This is a genomic window from Paraburkholderia sediminicola, from assembly GCF_046026675.1.
Classification (GTDB): Bacteria; Pseudomonadota; Gammaproteobacteria; order Burkholderiales; family Burkholderiaceae; genus Paraburkholderia; species Paraburkholderia sediminicola_F.
In genome coordinates, this window is record NZ_JAQQEY010000002.1 from 138,331 (window position 1) to 154,808 (window position 16,478).

20 protein-coding genes are annotated in these 16,478 nt (G+C 63.4%); 10 read left to right on the top strand and 10 right to left on the bottom strand.

Going from position 1 to position 16,478, the window contains the following annotated elements; translation table 11 throughout:
• Positions 1-43: 43 nt before the first annotated feature.
• Complete coding sequence (locus PQQ86_RS20385) at positions 44-205, bottom strand: glycine zipper 2TM domain-containing protein (RefSeq protein ID WP_408279253.1); 162 nt, start codon at positions 203-205, stop codon at positions 44-46.
• Positions 206-462: 257 nt separating this feature from the next.
• Here PQQ86_RS20385 and PQQ86_RS20390 point away from each other — a divergent pair, with 257 nt between their 5' ends.
• The 5 genes from PQQ86_RS20390 to PQQ86_RS20410 all read left to right on the top strand — a co-directional run bounded on the left by PQQ86_RS20390 (position 463) and on the right by PQQ86_RS20410 (position 3,748).
• Positions 463-816, top strand: a complete 354-nt coding sequence (locus PQQ86_RS20390) for a YciI family protein (protein ID WP_093634239.1) — start codon at positions 463-465, stop codon at positions 814-816.
• A 155-nt stretch (positions 817-971) separates the two neighbouring features.
• Positions 972-1,385, top strand: coding sequence for a YciI family protein (locus PQQ86_RS20395; protein WP_408270752.1), 414 nt, complete (start codon positions 972-974; stop codon positions 1,383-1,385).
• Positions 1,386-1,446: 61 nt separating this feature from the next.
• Entirely contained in the window at positions 1,447-1,974 is a 528-nt protein-coding gene (locus PQQ86_RS20400) for an SRPBCC family protein (RefSeq protein ID WP_408270755.1), read from the top strand.
• An 84-nt stretch (positions 1,975-2,058) separates the two neighbouring features.
• Entirely contained in the window at positions 2,059-2,466 is a 408-nt protein-coding gene (locus tag PQQ86_RS20405) for a VOC family protein (RefSeq protein ID WP_408270758.1), read from the top strand.
• Between the two features lie 4 nt (positions 2,467-2,470).
• Positions 2,471-3,748 (top strand): RNA polymerase sigma factor, encoded by a 1,278-nt coding sequence (locus PQQ86_RS20410; protein WP_408270760.1) that lies wholly within the window; start codon positions 2,471-2,473, stop codon positions 3,746-3,748.
• 70 nt (positions 3,749-3,818) lie between these two features.
• Here PQQ86_RS20410 and PQQ86_RS20415 read toward each other — a convergent pair whose 3' ends face one another.
• The 5 genes from PQQ86_RS20415 to PQQ86_RS20435 form a co-directional block, all read right to left on the bottom strand.
• Positions 3,819-4,397, bottom strand: a complete 579-nt coding sequence (locus tag PQQ86_RS20415; protein ID WP_408270763.1) for a DUF4337 domain-containing protein — start codon at positions 4,395-4,397, stop codon at positions 3,819-3,821.
• A gap of 199 nt (positions 4,398-4,596) precedes the next feature.
• Positions 4,597-4,782: a DUF1427 family protein gene (locus tag PQQ86_RS20420; protein WP_408270766.1), complete on the bottom strand. Its 186-nt coding sequence runs from the start codon at positions 4,780-4,782 to the stop codon at positions 4,597-4,599.
• Between the two features lie 46 nt (positions 4,783-4,828).
• Positions 4,829-5,794, bottom strand: a complete 966-nt coding sequence (locus PQQ86_RS20425) for a quinone oxidoreductase family protein (RefSeq protein ID WP_408270769.1) — start codon at positions 5,792-5,794, stop codon at positions 4,829-4,831.
• 272 nt (positions 5,795-6,066) lie between these two features.
• Positions 6,067-6,906, bottom strand: coding sequence for an AraC family transcriptional regulator (locus tag PQQ86_RS20430; protein WP_408270771.1), 840 nt, complete (start codon positions 6,904-6,906; stop codon positions 6,067-6,069).
• 107 nt (positions 6,907-7,013) lie between these two features.
• The gene (locus PQQ86_RS20435) at positions 7,014-7,958 is read right to left on the bottom strand and encodes an AEC family transporter (protein ID WP_408270773.1); all 945 of its coding nucleotides are present in this window, start codon (positions 7,956-7,958) and stop codon (positions 7,014-7,016) included.
• Between the two features lie 127 nt (positions 7,959-8,085).
• Between PQQ86_RS20435 and PQQ86_RS20440 the strand changes: the two genes are divergently transcribed.
• A complete protein-coding gene (locus PQQ86_RS20440) occupies positions 8,086-8,952 on the top strand; it encodes a LysR family transcriptional regulator (RefSeq protein ID WP_408270775.1) in 867 nt (288 codons plus the stop codon).
• A gap of 9 nt (positions 8,953-8,961) precedes the next feature.
• On the opposite strand, the gene PQQ86_RS20445 is transcribed toward PQQ86_RS20440, so the two are convergent.
• Positions 8,962-9,633, bottom strand: coding sequence for a VC0807 family protein (locus tag PQQ86_RS20445; protein ID WP_408270778.1), 672 nt, complete (start codon positions 9,631-9,633; stop codon positions 8,962-8,964).
• A gap of 260 nt (positions 9,634-9,893) precedes the next feature.
• Between PQQ86_RS20445 and PQQ86_RS20450 the strand changes: the two genes are divergently transcribed.
• The gene (locus PQQ86_RS20450; protein ID WP_408270781.1) at positions 9,894-10,430 is read left to right on the top strand and encodes a GNAT family N-acetyltransferase; all 537 of its coding nucleotides are present in this window, start codon (positions 9,894-9,896) and stop codon (positions 10,428-10,430) included.
• A 115-nt stretch (positions 10,431-10,545) separates the two neighbouring features.
• On the opposite strand, the gene PQQ86_RS20455 is transcribed toward PQQ86_RS20450, so the two are convergent.
• Positions 10,546-11,286 carry a GNAT family N-acetyltransferase gene (locus PQQ86_RS20455; protein ID WP_408270786.1) on the bottom strand — a complete coding sequence of 247 codons (741 nt, stop codon included), beginning with the start codon at positions 11,284-11,286 and terminating at the stop codon, positions 10,546-10,548.
• 109 nt (positions 11,287-11,395) lie between these two features.
• On the opposite strand from PQQ86_RS20455, the gene pdxR reads away from it, so the two are divergent.
• Complete coding sequence (gene pdxR / locus PQQ86_RS20460) at positions 11,396-12,919, top strand: MocR-like pyridoxine biosynthesis transcription factor PdxR (protein ID WP_408270790.1); 1,524 nt, start codon at positions 11,396-11,398, stop codon at positions 12,917-12,919.
• Positions 12,920-13,143: 224 nt separating this feature from the next.
• Positions 13,144-13,476 carry a hypothetical protein gene (locus PQQ86_RS20465; RefSeq protein WP_408196427.1) on the top strand — a complete coding sequence of 111 codons (333 nt, stop codon included), beginning with the start codon at positions 13,144-13,146 and terminating at the stop codon, positions 13,474-13,476.
• A 157-nt stretch (positions 13,477-13,633) separates the two neighbouring features.
• Here the strand turns inward: PQQ86_RS20465 and PQQ86_RS20470 are convergent, their stop codons facing one another.
• Positions 13,634-14,440 carry an aminoglycoside phosphotransferase family protein gene (locus tag PQQ86_RS20470; protein ID WP_408270794.1) on the bottom strand — a complete coding sequence of 269 codons (807 nt, stop codon included), beginning with the start codon at positions 14,438-14,440 and terminating at the stop codon, positions 13,634-13,636.
• 6 nt (positions 14,441-14,446) lie between these two features.
• The gene (locus PQQ86_RS20475; protein ID WP_408270797.1) at positions 14,447-15,103 is read right to left on the bottom strand and encodes an aspartate/glutamate racemase family protein; all 657 of its coding nucleotides are present in this window, start codon (positions 15,101-15,103) and stop codon (positions 14,447-14,449) included.
• 424 nt (positions 15,104-15,527) lie between these two features.
• On the opposite strand from PQQ86_RS20475, the gene PQQ86_RS20480 reads away from it, so the two are divergent.
• Positions 15,528-16,166 (top strand): dihydrofolate reductase family protein, encoded by a 639-nt coding sequence (locus PQQ86_RS20480; RefSeq protein ID WP_408270800.1) that lies wholly within the window; start codon positions 15,528-15,530, stop codon positions 16,164-16,166.
• The last annotated feature ends 312 nt before the right edge of the window (positions 16,167-16,478 follow it).

Genomic DNA, 16,478 nt, shown 5'->3' on the forward strand with positions numbered 1-16,478 from the left:
TCATATTCTCTGATCGAATTGCTTCAGACAGTTCAGGCGCTAATTACTTGCCCAGCTCGTGTCCGATAACCCCGCCGGCTACTGCGCCGCCGACTGTGCCGACCGCGCTGTGATTGGTCGCCTCGTTACCGATCACGCCACCTGCCGCCGCACCGCCAAGGGTGCAGCCGGCCATCAATGTCAGTAGCGCCAATGCCATTGCCATAATGCCCAGGCCAGATCGATTTCGCATGATGTCACCTCGGATGTGTATCGATTCAACCGAAGCAGCAATCCACATGCCGCATCCGTATTACGAGTGTCCGTAGGGCTTGCGGTCCGCGGACGCCCGGGCTGTGAAACGGGTTTGCTGGAGTTATCCGCGCTTGCTAGACTGGCCTTCGCAACCCAACTGTAAGCGCGCTCTTGCCGTGGTACGCCGCGCTGGCGTTCACGTCCACGGCGCGATTAATCGGAGACGCCATGTCTTACATGCTGCTTATCGTCGAACCCCCGAATCAACGTGTCGAACGCGGTGAGCAGGCGGGGCGCGAGGTTTATGACCAGATGGTGCGTTTCGCCACCGGCCTCAAAGAGCGCGGCAAGCTGGTCGCAGCCGAAGCGCTGACCTCCACGAATGACGCCGTGCGCGTGCAGGTGCGTGATGGTCAAGCGAAACTGCTTGACGGCCCGTTCGCTGAAGCCAAGGAAATGATCGGCGGCTTCTACCTGCTCGATGTTGAAACCCGCGAAGAAGCGGTGGCGATCGCGCAAGCCTGCCCGGCGGCCTCGTGGTGCACCGTCGAAGTCCGCAAGCTCGGGCCTTGTTTCCTATAAGCGGGTTCGCCCATTCGTCACTATTTTCTGGGGGTTTTCCCTAGGCTAACGACAAATATGTCGATCCGGCCGCGCATCGCTCGTCGTGTGAGTAAGGAGCCAGCAAACAGATAACGGCTCTCCACCAACTACACACCACCCTAGGAGCGATTGCGATGCGATTCATGATCATAGTGAAGGCGACGGCCGTCAGCGAAGCCGGCGGCGCGCCGGACGAAGCCCTGATGGCCGCGATGGGCGCCTACCATGAAGAACTGGCCAAGGCCGGTGTGCTCCTCGACGCAACCGGCCTGAAACCGAGTTCAAAAGGCTGGCGCATCCACTACAGCGGGGGCAAGCGCACGCTGATCGACGGCCCGTTCGCGGAAACCAGGGAATTGATCGCCGGCTACACGCTGATTCAGGTTCGCTCCCGCGAAGAAGCCATGGAATGGGCGCGGCGGTTTCCGGCGCCGTTCGGCGAGCAGGCCGAAGGCGAAATCGAAGTGCGGCAGCTGTATGAACTCGAGGACTTCGAGCCGAGCCCGGAAGTGGACCGCTTCCGCAAACTGGACGCAGCCAAACATTAATCGCGACGCCGATCCGACCGCCGAACGAGGCGCCGATCCGGCCACATCGAGAGGATTCATCATGCTCAAAGTCATTCTGATCACCGTCGTTGCGGCGGTCGGCCTGCTGCTCATCTACGCGGCGACGCGGCCCGACACCTTTCGGATCGAACGCAGCGTGCGCATCGAGGCGCCGCCTGAGCGGGTCTACGGGTTGATCGACGACCTGCATCAATTCAATCGCTGGAATCCGTTCCTGCGCAAAGATCCCGCGGCGCAGGGCACTTACAGCGGCACGCCGAGCGGCAAGGGTGCGCGCTATGCGTGGCAAGGCGAAAAAGTCGGCGTCGGGCAGATGGAGATCGTCGACACTTCGGCGCCGGCCAACGTGACGATGAACCTCGATTTCATCAAGCCGTTCGAAGCCCATAACATCGCCGATTTCACGTTGAAGCCGGAGGCCGGCGCGACTCAGGTCACCTGGGCGATGCATGGGCCTGCGCCGTTTCTGTCGAAGCTGATGCAGGTGTTCGTCAGCATGGACCGCATGGTCGGCAAAGATTTCGAAGACGGACTGGGCAATCTGAAAACGCTGGCCGAGGCGAGCTGAGTACGCGGGATCGATGTATGCGTGGCGCCGTGCGACGCACTGCGACGCCCCGGCGAGCCCACAACCCGATCACTGGATTTCATCATGCATAAGCAGATCTACGTCAATCTCGCTGTCGACGACCTCGAACGGTCGAAGGCATTCTTCAGCGCGATCGGTTTCAGCTTCGAGGCGCAATTCACCAATGAGCGGGCCGCCTGTCTGATTCTCGGCGAGAACCTCTACGCGATGTTGCTGGTCAAGGACCTGTTCAAGTCCTTCACGCGCAAGTCGCTTTGTAATCCGAAGGAAAGCACTGAGGCATTGGTGGGTCTCTCGTGCGAGAGCCGGGGCGAGGTGGATGCGCTGGTCGCGAAGGCGCTCGCCGCCGGCGGCACGGTGCCGCGCGCGCCGCAGGACTATGGCTTCATGTACGGACACGGCTTCGAAGATATCGACGGACACATCTGGGAGCTGATCTACATGGATCCGAACACCAAGGCAGCGGGCTGATCCCGTGACAAAACCGGCCACCCATCGTGCCATCGAGGCAGTCTGGCGGATCGAGTCCGCCAAGGTCATCGCCCACGTCGCGCGAATCGTGCGTGACGTGGGGCTCGCCGAAGAACTGGCGCAGGACGCGCTGGTGGCGGCGCTCGAGCATTGGCCTGACGCGGGCGTGCCCGACAACCCGGGAGCGTGGCTGATGGCGACCGCGAAGAACCGCGCCCTCGACCGCTTGCGCCAGGAAGCGCTGCATGCCCGCAAGCGTGAGGAGTTGGGCCACGACCTCGACGCAATGGAGGCGCACCTCGTGCCGGATTTCGTCGATACCCTCGATGCCGCACGCGCCGACGATATCGGCGACGACCTGCTGCGCCTGGTGTTCACGGCGTGCCACCCGGTGTTGTCCACCGACGCACGTGTCGCGTTGACGCTGCGCCTGCTCGGCGGCCTCACCACGGACGAAATCGCGCGCGCGTTTCTCGTGCCCGAGCCGACCATCGCGCAGCGCATCGTGCGGGCCAAACGCACGTTGTCGGCGGCCAAGGTGCCGTTCGAGGTGCCCCAGGCGGATGCACGTGCGCCGCGGCTCGCGTCGGTGCTGCAGGTGATCTATCTGATTTTCAACGAAGGCTATTCGGCTACAACCGGCGACGACTGGATGCGTCCGGCCTTGTGCGAGGAAGCGCTGCGGCTGGGGCGGGTGCTGAGCGGGCTCGTGCCGGACGAAAGCGAAGTGCATGGCCTCGTCGCGTTGATGGAAATCCAGGCGTCGCGTACGCATGCGCGCACCGATGCCGAGGGGCGGCCGGTGCTGCTGCTCGACCAGGACCGCAGCCGCTGGGACCCGCTGCTGATCCGTCGCGGGCTGGCCGCGCTCGGCACCTCGCACGCGTTGGGCGGCGCGAGCGGCCCGTATGCGCTGCAAGCCGCGCTGGCCGCGTGTCATGCGCGTGCCCGCCGTGCCGAAGAGACCGACTGGGCGCAGATCGTCGCGTTGTACGACGCGCTGGCGCAGGTGACGCCTTCGCCGGTGGTGGAGTTGAATCGGGCGGTGGCAGTCGGCATGGCGTTCGGACCGGCTGCGGGCCTGGAAATCGTCGACGCGCTCGCCGCCGATGCGGCGCTCGCGAACTATCACTGGCTGCCGAGCGTGCGCGGCGATCTGCTGGAGAAACTCGGCCGCGTGGAAGAGGCGTGCGCCGAATTCGAACGCGCTGCCGCCATGACACGCAATGCGCGCGAGCGTGAACTGTTGCTTGAGCGTGCTGCGCGCGGCCGCGCGCATTGAACCGTATTCAATTTATCGGATCAACTGACGCACGCCATGCCGAGCATCGCGGCAAACTTCGTTCGCGCAATCACGCGGAAAAGAACGCCACAGCGGCAGTAATCACACCCGCAGCCGCAATCCCGAACGACAGATTGCGCAGCCACTTCTTGCGAGTCAGCAACGTGATCGCGCAGAGGGCAATCGCCACCTGAATCAAGGTCGTGGCCTGCGCCCAGCGATGATGGCCATGCAATAGCGCTTCACTTTTAGCGTCGTTGTCCACGACTTCCTTTTCGATCGCTTCAGCCTTCGCGCGGATCGGCTCTTTCTGCTGCTTGTACTTGTCGACGTCGGCGGCGAACTTCGCGTGCGCATCGGCATTGCCGAGCGACAGCGCCGCACCGAGTTCAGCGAGATTCTCTTTCTCGCCCTTGGCCTGGTAGTAGTTCCATTGATTCGACGCTTCGGTCTTTTTAATGGCGGCTTCGTTCTTGTAGTACAGCGCCAGATTTTCGCTGTTGCCGCTCTGGTAGGCGCACAGTGCGCCGATCGTCGCGAGGATCGCCGTCATCACGGCCATGCGGCTCGCAAACGGGTCCGCGTCGTGGTGGCCAGCGTGTTCAACCGCATGGTCGTGCGGACCATGCACTTCATATTCTTCAGACATCTGATTCTCCGAGCCAGGCTTTTCTTGTGGTCTCCGGGTGGCGCGCATGTCGGTGGCACATGCGCGGGCGATGCGGCAAGCGCGGTTCGCCGGCCCGGCGGGCTCCATCTTAGCGTGTGGCGCCCAGTGACGGAAAAGCTATCGGTGCGAAGAGATATCGACGACAGACGTTAGCGGGAAGGACGTCAGTGGGAGGGCGTCAGTGAATACCGACGGATAGCCACGTCCGCACCAACGGGATCACGTGCTCGCCGGCCAGCATGCCGAGCAACCCGACCAGCGCGACCGTTGGCGGCGCGGGCGACTTCACCTGCATCACGCTGTAGATCAAACCGACTACGACGCCGGCCACGAGCGAGATCAAATACGCTTTCATGTTGTTCATACCCATCTGAAATGCGGGCAGCCACGCCCGCCGGTCATGTCGGCAATTACATCGTGATGACGACCCGGCCGCGCGTGCCGGCGGCTACCGTCTCGTAGGCCTCGCGTGCCCGTTCGAGCGGGAATGCCTGCGCGATGGCCGGCCCTTGTAGCTTGCCGCTCTCGAAGCCTTCCACCAGCGCCGTCATCAACGGCGCCGATTCGGCGACGCCTAGCTTGGCGCTGTCCACGCCGAGCAGTTGCGTCTCGTTGTGATAGAAATCGATCAGGTCGAATTCCACGCGACGTTTGCCCGTGGCGCTGATTTCCAGCACCCGGCCGCGGCGCTTGACAAGACTCAGTGCGGTCTCGAACGCGACGCCGCCGACCGTGTCGTACACCACGTCCGCGCCGGCGCCGCCGGTCAGGGCTTTGATGGCCGCGGTTGCGTTTTCGTCGAACGGAACGTAGTCGTCGATCAGTCGGCCTGCGGGGGTGTCGGCGGAAAGCGGATGACGATCGACTCCGATCACGCGAGCCCCCCGCGCTTTTGCGATCTGCACCACCGCGCCGCCGACGCCGCCGCCCGCGCCGATCACGGCAATCGTTTCGCCGGCTTGCAGGTGTGCGTACTCGACCGTGCCGAGCCACGCGACCACGAAGTTCACGCCGATCGCGGCGGCTTCCGTGTGGCTAAGTGTGGTGGGCTTGCGCGACAGCGCGGCGAGCGGAATCTTGATGAACTCGGCGTGGGTGCCGTCGCGTGTGAAGCCGATGTCGCCGCCGGTGCCCCAGACTTCTGCGCCGAGCCACTCGGCGGGACCGGCTGTCACTACGCCGCTGAAGTCGCGGCCGGGCGTGCGCGGCAGGACGGTGTGTTCGAAATGGCCGGACACGTTCTTGACGTCGCTCGGATTCACCGAGGCCGCCTTGACGTGCACGACGGCGCTGTCTGCGTCGGCTTGGGGCGTCGGCAGATCGACGTATTCGAGCACCTCGGGGTTGCCAAAAGTCTTGAACTGAATCGCTTTCATTGCGTGTCACTCCTGTCAGGTCTTGTGCTGCGTCGTGCAGCCGATGAGCGTAGTCTAGATGACCGGTACAAAGGCGTTGAGACAAAGACTTTCGAATTTCGGACAAGGCGTGCTGTGTGGCGGCTTACAGGCCACGCCGGGCGTCGTTTGGCCGGCAGGGCAAACGGCTTGGCCGACGGTGGCGGGCGCGGCTGCGAGTGCGATTCGTTAAGCCGCTGGCAAGTGGAGGTTCAACAGCAAGGGCGAATCTTGTTGCTTGCAGCGCGAATAACTTACCCGTCAGTGGACAGCTTGTCTTGCGCCTGCTCCGGCGCAGCTTCGGAAGCCGCCTCGCTGAGCGTACCGCTCGGATCGAAGCCGGTCGGCGGCGCGCCTAACTCGCGCCGGAACATGTCGCTGAAGCTGCTCGGCTGGAAGCCCAGCGAGCGCGCAATGCTGCTGACCGAGCGACCTTCGGCCAGACCCGACACGGCCACCGCCAACTGCACCTGACGCCGCCATTCGGCAAATCCCACTCCCAACTCGCGCGTGAAGAGGCGCGCCAGGGTGCGTACGCTCGCGCCGACCAAGGCAGCATGCTGTTCGAAGCTGATCGCGATCGAAGGGTTGTCGATCACTGCACGGCATAGCGCATCGAGCCTCCGGTCCGAAGCATCGGGCAGCGCGATGCGCAGCGACGAGCGCGGCGCATGCCCCAACTCCAGCATCGCGAGACGATAGGCGGCTTCCAGATAGGTTTCGTCGCGAGCATGGGTGTGCTCGTGTTCCGCAATCGATGTGATGAGTTCGCGCAACAGACCGTTGATCTCGAACACGTCGCTGCGCCGGCTCAGATGGCCGACGTTGCGCTCATGGAGATAGATATTGCGCATCTCCACCTCACTCATCATGTGGATGGAGTGGACTGTGCCGGCCGGCAACCAGACCGCGCGCTGCGGCGGCACCACCAGCGCCTCGCGGCCGACTTCTACCCACATCACGCCTGATACCGCATAGAGCACCTGCGCCCACGTGTGCGAATGCGGGTCGATGCGCAGCCCACGCGGATAGCGCCGTGCGAGGGAGCGGGCGTCGGCGTCGTCGTGAAGTTCGGGTGGGCGGGCTTTGGGCACGGCGGTTCGGTTCGCTGTTTGCTCTTCGCGGATGGAGAGCGCGGACCTTGGTGGTCCGTACGAAGCATAGCGCGAGGCACGGCGCGGCGGATATTCCCCCGCTCCGCTTACGTACGATGCCCCATCACCAGCAGCAATAACGAAAGGGTCACGACCGACCCCACCGTCGACAGCAAAATCGTGCGCGACGTGATGTGCGCCTCGCGGCGGTAGAACTCGGCCAGCATGAACGGCCCAGTGCCGGTGGGCAGCGCGGCCAGCACGACAGCCATCTCGACCAGCGTGGCTGGGAGCCCGAACACGCGCGCCGCGAGCCACCAGGTCAGCGCCGGCTGCCCCAGCAGCTTGACACCGGTCAGGAGCAGCGAGATGCCGCCCGCGCCCGCCTCGGACGGACGCTTTTCCGCGAGGAACAAGCCAAGGCTGACCAAGGCACACGGACTGGCGGCGCCGCTCAGCAGCTTCAGAAACGTCTCCGCGCTTTGCGGCAACGCGACATGGGTGCTTGCCAACAGCACGCCCAGGATCGGCGACACGATCAACGGATTACGCGCCAGCGAGCCCAACACTTTCAACCCCAGCTTGTGCGGCGTGCGTTCGGTCTGCAGCCCGACTTCGATCAGCACGATGGCAAGCGCAAAGAGCACGCACGCGACGAGGATCGTGGCGATCGTAGTCGGTGTCAGGCTGGCCGAGCCGAACGCGATCATGCCGAGCGGAAAGCCGATGTAGCCGGTGTTCGGATACGACGCCGCAATCGCGTCGACGCTTGCGTCGGCCAGATGCCGGCCGCCGATCATCCGCATGGCGAGAATCGGCAGAAACGCGCCGAGGCACCCGATCGAAAACGCCGCGACGAAGGCCGGTTGATAAAGCTGTTGCCACGTGGCATGCGCCATCGTGTCGAACAGCAGCGCCGGCAGCGCCAGCCAGACGACGAAGCGGTTCAGTTCGGACGCGGAGTTCGGTCCGAGCACACCGCGCCGGCGGCAAGCAAAGCCCGCGAAAATCAGGCCGAACACGGGAAGCAGAATCTCGAGAGTAGCTAACATCGATTTAAAAGAAAGCGTGGGCGCAGGGAGCGATGCGCCAGCGTAGTGGCTTGCGTTGATACAATCCAATACTGTTTTCTGCCATCGACAATACCTTTTTTGCATCGTCATTCAGCTTGAGGGCGTCGTGATCGATATCAAGCCGTTACGCTACTTCGTGACACTCGCCGAGACGCGCCATTTCGGCCGCGCGGCGGCGCGCCTGAATCTGTCGCAGCCACCGTTAAGCCGGCAACTGGCGGCACTGGAGGCGAACCTGGGCGTGACGCTGCTCGAGCGCAGTCCGCGCAGTGTCACGCTGACCGCCGCGGGCGAACGCTTTTACGCCGATGCGAAGGCGATCCTTGCGTCGGTGGAGCAGGCGGTTAGCAATGCACAGGCGGCGGCGCATGGCGACGCCGGCAAACTCGCCATTGGCTTCACGATGTGTGCGGCATACAGCGTCGTGCCCGGCTATGCGCGCGCGTTCGGCGCCGCGTTTCCCGAGGTTGCATTGAACCTGCGCGAGATCGTATCGAATGATCTGGCCGCGCAAGTGCTGACCGGCCAGATCGACGCCGCGATAATGTTTCCAGGCGTGCCAGACAAGGGCATCGCGACCCGGACGATCCTCCGCGAGCCTTTGTGCGTGGCCTTGTCACGCAGCCATCCGCGCGCACGCGCGCGACGTCTGAAAATCGCGCAACTGGCGGGTGAGCCATTCGTGCTGGCGTCCGAGGAAGTCGCGCCGAGCTTGCGCGCGACCATTCTCGAGCATTGCCGTTCAGGCGGCTTCGAACCGGATATCCGATTCGAAGTGCAGTTGCAGCAGACCGTGCTCAGTCTCGTCGATGAAGGGGTGGGGGTGGCGCTGGTGCCGGCCTCGATGCGCAAAGCGCAACTCGCGGGCGTGGTGTTCCGGCCGCTGGTCGATGCGCCGCTGATTGAGCAGGTGCTGGCGTGGTCGCCGGCCAATCGCAATCCGTGTCTGGCGCGGTTTCTCGAGATGGCGTGAGAGGCGGCTTCATGAATTCGCCAGACGGTCCGTGGCGTTCGCAGGGTCGGCCGGGTCGGCTGGATAGCGCATGGCGTCCTGCTTGAGGCGCTGTCGGCACCAGAACGTCCAGGCCGTTAAGCCGGCATAGACGCCGTAACGCAGCACCTCGGAGGCCAGCTCCGAGCGGGGATCGTTCGGCCACCGCCAGATGATCAGGCTGCGCAAGAGGTTCTCGCCGATCATGCCCAGGCCCCAGACGAGCGTCATCAACCGGACATAGGCGACGAGCGTGGGGCGTTCGCGCCAATGCTTTTCGTAGCTTTCGACGCTGCGATGATCTTCTCGCGCCATCGTGGAGCGGCCGAGGTAGTACACGAGCGGCCGCGGCAACGCGAGGGAGACGAGGAACGACGCGCCGATCATCCCTGAGACCATTGGATCTTCCAGCGCTCGCATGTGCGCGCTGCCCCCTGCTGCTATTGCAATCAGCGACAGCACGATGCCGACCAGCACGATTGCACTGAGCGCGTCGAAATGACGATGGCGGACCAGGTCCCAACTCATCCACGCGATCAAGGGCAGTGCCGATGCAACCAGCGCGCCGACTTGGCCGTAGTGGGGGAATGCAAGCCGGTAGGCGAGCCAGGGAAAGGCGACGTTCACGACCAGCGCGGAGAGGTAACGCAAGCGGGCTTTCATGGACGGAGCGGCCGTGAGCGTGGCAATGATGGCGAGTCGCGCACGCCCGTTTGCGACGTGCTGACCGCGCCGGCGTGGCTGCGCATGCTTATCCAGGGAGTGTAGAGCGAAGCCCCTTCGCGTACCAGCGTCTGCAGTGCGGTGTGAGCGCCGCCAGGATTTGGGCGGCGGAACCTGGCGCGCAAAAAATCTGCGATCATCCCAGGCACTCTTCAACGCTTCTCAACCTCATAGCGTCTACGCCAACCACCTGCCCGCCTATGTCCAACCGCCCCACGCTTCTCACCACCGACCGCCTGATCATGCGTCCACACGCGCGCGACGATTTCCTCGAGAGCTATGCGATGTGGTCCGATCCCGAAGTGATCCGCTACATCGGCGGCAAGCCGTTTACGCGCGAAGAAGTCTGGGCGCGCCTGCTGCGCTACGCCGGGCATTGGGCGATGCTGGGATACGGCTATTGGGTGGTGCGGGAAAAGGAGAGCGGCCGGTTCCTCGGCGAAGTCGGCTTTGCCGACTACCACCGCGAGATCGAACCTTCCTTGCTGGACACACCGGAAATAGGTTGGGCGTTGGACCCTGCCGTCCACAACCGCGGCTACGCGACCGAAGCCGTGCGCGCTGCGCTCGGTTGGGCTGATGCGAATTGGCCTGACGGCGAGACAGCCTGCATCATCGCGCCGGAAAACCAGCCTTCGCTGAACGTCGCGCGCAAGTGCGGTTACCGTGAGCAGCTCCGCACGACGTACAAAGGCAAACCGACCATCGTGTTGCGGCGAACGGCAGGCGTTGCCTGAGTCGTTGCACGACACGACGCCTGAAGTCTCTCTAGTCTCTGAAGCCTCGGAATCGTCGAGCCGGCGCGTGCTGGCCCGCCAGCCAGCTTGCGACCGGCCCGCGAGCCGGCGCCCCTCATTGACCGCTTGCGCCCGCCGCTGCCCGCTGCCGCGCGATCAGGTCCACCAGCCGCTCAACCTGCCTACCCTGCGCATCGAAATTGCCGGCGTCGAGCCAGCGTGCATAGCTCGGACGCAGCGCAGGCCATTCGCTATCGATGATCGAAAACCACGCGGTATCGCGATTGCGTTCGCGATACACGATCGCCTGCCGGAAGATTCCTTCGAACGTGAAGCCATAGCGCAACGCCGCCGTGCGCGATGGCTCATTGAGCGAATCGCACTTCCATTCGAAGCGGCGATAGCCGAGATCGTCGAACACGTGGTTCATGAGCAGAAACATTGCTTCGGTGGCGATGCGTGTACGTTTCAGGCGCGGCGAATAGGTGACGTGTCCGACTTCGATCACACCGTTCACGCGGTCGATGCGCATCAGCGCGAGCGTGCCGACCGCCTTGCCGGTGGCCAGATCGATCACCGCGTAGTGCAGCGGATCAGGCGACGCGGCCATGCGCGTCAGATGCTCGCGATACGCGGCAAGGCTCTCGAACGGTCCGACCATCAGATAGGTCCAGTCGCGGCCATCGGGCGCCGAACTGTAGGCCTCGTACAGGTCCGCCGCATGGCCTTCGACGTCTACCGGTTCAATCCGGCAATAGCTGCCCACCAGCGGTTCGCGGCCGGGCGCCTGGGCGCCTTTCCAATCCGGCACGGGGACGCCAATCGGCTGCTCGAACGCGTTACGTCTGGGTTCCATGTCTGCTCTCCTGTCGATAGTGGGTGATGGTTTGCTTATGGAGAACGATACGGCAAACGTGGTATGTTAAAAAGATCCAACAGAACAGCATTTGATAGGTCCAGACAGGATGATCGAAATCATTGGCCCGCTCTCCAATCCGGCCGCCGCGACCACCGCCGGCAGCGGCGAAAAGTCCGTGCCGCTGCAAAAGCAACTGATCGAGCGGCTGCAACAGGCGATCCTCATGGGACGTTTGCCGGCGGGGTCGCTGCTGCCGTCGTCGCGCTTGCTGGCGGCGGAGATGGGCGTGTCGCGCAACACGGTGGTGATCGCGTACGAGCATCTGGCCGCGGTCGGCTATGTGGTGGCCGACAAAAAGGGTACGCGCGTGAGTCCGCTCTCCAGCCCTTCGGCACGCGGTGAAACCCGGACATCGTCGGCCGCGCCGGAGGTCGCTTACGCGGCGCGCGTCGAGCAATTCGCGGCGACCCGCACCCATGCTGACAATACGTTGCCGCTGACACCGGGCACGCCCGCGCTGGACCGTTTTCCTCTGGCCGCCTGGCGGCGCGCGCTCGAACGTTCGATGGAGCGTGCGTTGCCGCTTGCGCTCGGCTACGGCGACCCGGCGGGCGAACCGGCGCTGCGCGCCGCGATTGCCGCGCATTTGCGGATGGCGCGCGGCGTGCGCTGCGAAGGTTCGCAGGTGGTCATCACCGAAGGCGCGCAGGAAGCGCTGAACCTGTGCGTGCGGCTGTTCACCAATCCGGGCAACATCGCGTGGGTTGAAGATCCGGGCTATCGCGGCGCCAAAGCTGCTTTCAACCTCGGCGATCTGACCACGGTGCCGATGCCGGTCGATCTCGAAGGCATCGTGGTGCCGCCCGACGCGTGGCGCACGCATTCTCCCAAGCTGATCTACACGTCGCCCGCGCATCAGTATCCGACCGGTGCGGTGTTGTCGGTGGCGCGCCGGCTGGAACTGATTGCGCAGGCGCGCCGCTGCGGCGCGTGGCTGATCGAAGACGACTACGACGGCGAATTCCGCCATACCGGCGAGCCGATTGCGAGCATGCAAGGGCTGGTTGAGGACGCGCCGGTTCTGTACGTCGGCTCATTCAGCAAAACGATGTTTCCGGCGCTGCGCATTGGCTTCGTGGTGTTGCCTCGCGTGATCGCTGCGCACACGGCCGTCGCGTTGCAGGAGATGCTGCGCGGCGGGCATCGTCTGGAGCAACTGGCGCTGGCGCATTTCATCAATAGCGGCGAATTCGGGCGGCATCTGGGCCGCATGCGGCGTTTGTATCGGGAGCGCCAGCAAGCGCTGCGCGATGCGCTCACCGTGCATTTCGCGCCATCGCAGATTCTGGGCGGTAATTGCGGCATGCATCTGACGCTTCGCTTGCCGCCGCATATTTCCGATCGGACCCTCGCCGAAGGCGCGCTTGCCAGACGGCTCAATCCGCGCGCGTTGTCGGGTTTTGCATTGCAGCAGCGCGAGGAGACGAACGGGCTGGTGATCGGCTATGGCAGCACGCCGGCCGAACAATTGGCGCTCGCTGTCCGCGTATTGGCCGCGCTGGTGCGGGAGATGGCGAGCGAATCGAACAGCGGGTTGGCAAGCGGGTCGACAACCCGACGCGCCGTGTAAGTTTTTACGTTTGTCCGCGCGGCCCATGTCGCGCTATCGTGTCGTTTATGCGCGGCGAATTCGGAGTGCGCGACGTCGACGAATCGCCCGCAGGTTATGCCCAGCGCACCGCCCTGCAGCACCGCGTGACATGCGGTGTGTGCGTGCCGGGCCGCTACCGGGCTCGGGCATGAAGAATGCCTTGCTCGTGGTTATCTTTGACGATTGATCCGACCGGAGACGACATGAAGGAAATCGAACCGACCGCCTGGTTTGAGCTTGCTGCCCATACGCCCGCCCGTGAAGGCTGGTACGAGGTGCAGTTGACGAGCGGCGACACGGCATTTGCAAAATATGGCGACGGCATATGGACCGAGAAACCGCTGCTGGTGTTCACGCACTGGCGCGGCCTTTCCTCCGACCCCTCGAAAGCTGCTGACGGCGAGGCAGAATCGATCGGCGCGGAGGCCACCGCGGCTCAGGGCGTGCGCGCCGCATGGAACGCATTTTTCCCGGGACTCGGCGAAGAGCAGCACAAACCGCTGGACGCCTTGCCCAACGGCAAAGCTCCGCATTAACTGACGCGGGGCTTGGGCGGCGGCTTGCCGGCTGCCGCCCAAGGATGTCTGCTACACCGGGTAGCTTGGTGCGGGATCGGGACAACGACGGCAACGCAAGGCCGTTGGCGGCTATGTCCAGTCCAGGGATGGCAGTTTCCTCTTCAGTTTCCAGCGGTCACTTCCACTTCAGCGCTTCGGCCGCCTTTCTGCCGATGTCTATATCGATGTCCGGCGTCTCGCCCGTTTCGAGAATCCACGCTGCAGACAATCCCGACCACGCGAGGATCCATTGCAGCAGACGGTATCTGTCGAGCCCGGCGATTTGCGCCACGCGTTCGACGCGGCGTTCAAACCGTCCGGGTGCGAGCGCGGACGTCTCGTCCGGATTGCAGAAGATGTTCGCGTAGTCGAAGCCGCGTTCGCCGTAGAGACCTTTCGGGTCGATCGCCAGCCAGCCACGCGCGCCAAAATCGAGGACGTTGCCGTGATGAATATCGCCGTGCAGCACAACCTGGTCTTGCGGCGCGGCGAGCAGGGCTTGGGCCGTCGCGGCACTGTCAGAGAGCCAGCCGCCGCATTGCTGCGCTGCGGGCCAGAGACTTTGGAACCAGCGCGGCAAGCCGATCAGGTCGGGCAACGGTTTGTTTCGTGGTGCGTGGAGTCGTGCCGCGGCGGCGCAGAGGATGTGGATGGCTTGGTCGTCTGCCTCATCGTTGCTCGTGCGGGCCAGGTCCGCTAACGCGTGGTCGCTTTGGGCGCGCTCCAACAGCAGGGCGTCGGCATCATGGACGAGCACGCGGGCCGCGCCGTCGCCGTCCCACCACACCATCAGTTGCGCACCGAATTTCTCTTCGGGTTCCTGCGCAACTTTTAGCATCGCGGCGACGCCATGCTGGCGCACCGGTAGTAGGCGGCTGCTATGCGTGCGAATCGGCGCGCCGTCCGGCAGCAGGTCCCATTTGACGAGGTACTCGGCGAACATCGCGCTTCAGGCTGCGAGTGTGGCTGCGTGGACCGCGGCGGCGAGGGCGATGGCCGGTGTGGTCAGAGGTTTGGCGCCACCGGTGACCATCAAGTCTGCGCCGGCCATCGATGTTTGTGCGAATGCCACGACGTCCGCGCCGTTTTCGTAGGCCACATCCGCTGCAGTGGCGATCATGGACAGGTAGCCTGCTGTGTCGTCTGCTCTGAAACGGTCCCATGCGCCGCTCACCAACTGAACCTCGACTTCCGCGGCGGTATGCGTGGCGGCCTGAGCGAACAGGCGAGTGGTCGGGTCGAGTGTGGTGGATACGGTGCACAGCACGACAACCTTGCCACCATTTTCCACCGCGCGTTGAGCCAACGCGGCATCGGCCCGTAAAACGGGTACCGGTGCGGCTTGCGCGGCTAGGGCTTCATTCACTGATGGGCCGAGCGTTGAACAGTTGAGCAACACGGCGTGCGCGTTGTCCGTTAGCGTGAGAAGCACCTCGCGGGTTTGCGACGCGATCGCCTCGGTCAAGCCGCCGGCCTGCTCAGCGGCGGCGAGCAAGTTGGTGCGTACCACGTGCGACAACTCGAGTGCTTCGAATCCGGCGGTGCGGGCGGCTGCATCGAACAAGGCGATGTTGCTCTCGGCGGTGTGCAAGCAGACGATGCGCACGGTGTCTCCAACGGGTTGTGGTGGTTTTGTATTCTCGCCTGGAAACGACTGCCCGTCTGGATACTTCTCTAATCAGGCGGCAGAAGCAAGAGACGACTGAATGGCCATTATGTTTAAAGCGCAACGACGCCCGCGGCTTGCGTGCCGCCGATCGCGTTCAGGTAGCGACCGGCCACCAGGCGACATTCAGTCAATCGCTCCAAAGCGGACATAGGGACGATTTGCAGACCATTCTTCGATATGCTTCTTTATGCATTTCATTTGACGGACTTGGCAGAAGTCAAGAATGGCGCAACTATCTATTCTGATTCAATATATCTCTAGTTCTAGCTGCGGAGTTAACCGGCAGTCGTCGAAGTTAGGGCGCAAAACTGTCGCCCTATATCAAACTTAGGCCGACATCCGAACATGTGAGAGGAGAATCATGAGTAAAGTATTCGTCAACATTGGACTTAGCCTCGATGGCTACATGGCACCGGAAGGAATGACCATGGAGAATTGGGACACGCCTGAGTACAAGAACTGGGGCGCTAAGTGGGGTGCGCTGATGGCCTGGATCTTCAATCAACAGTACTTCCGCGAGAACCTCAAGCTCGGACCAGGGGGAGAGACCGGCCCGGTCAATGACCTGCTTCGCAGCACCACGGAGCGCATCGGTGCCAACGTTATGGGCAAGCGAATGTTCGAGCAAGGCGAGCGCGCCTGGCCAGAAGAGGCTCCGTTTCACACACCGGTATACGTTCTTACCCATGAGAAACGCGAACCTTGGGTGCGCCCGGGTGGCACGACCTTCTACTTCATCAATGACGGGCCCGAGCGTGCGCTTGAGCTGGCTCGGGAATCCGCAGGCAGTCGTGATATTCGTATTGCGGGCGGAGCCGATGTGATCCAGCAGTACCTGACCATGGGTGTCGTTGACGAGCTGGAAATCGCCTTGTCACCCGTATTGTTCGGCAGTGGGCGGCGTCTCTTCGAGAACCTGCGCGAGCCCGGGCCGCAGTTTCGCATTGACAAGGTTCTTGCTGGTCCAGCTGCCACACACTTGCGCTATGTGCGTCAGTGAGGGTGCCTAACAATCGGTTCAGCGGCGGGCCGCTGCGCGGCCCGTCACTGAACCGCAGCATTGAATGTCTGCTTTCCGATTGTTGAGTTGACCATCGCGGACTTTGAATCATCGCCCTTGATATTCCCGCTGACAGCTGTAGAACGGTCGTCCACCAATTGGCCTGATGAGCGTCCGATGCCGACTGCAACGAACGCGTACTTTTGTTAAGCGTTGTCCAACGACAGCCCGCACGCGTCGCCGTGCATTCGTGGGACAGCGGACAAGGGCAGGCATCGAACAACGCTTAACAGTAGCGGATTTCTGCCGCGC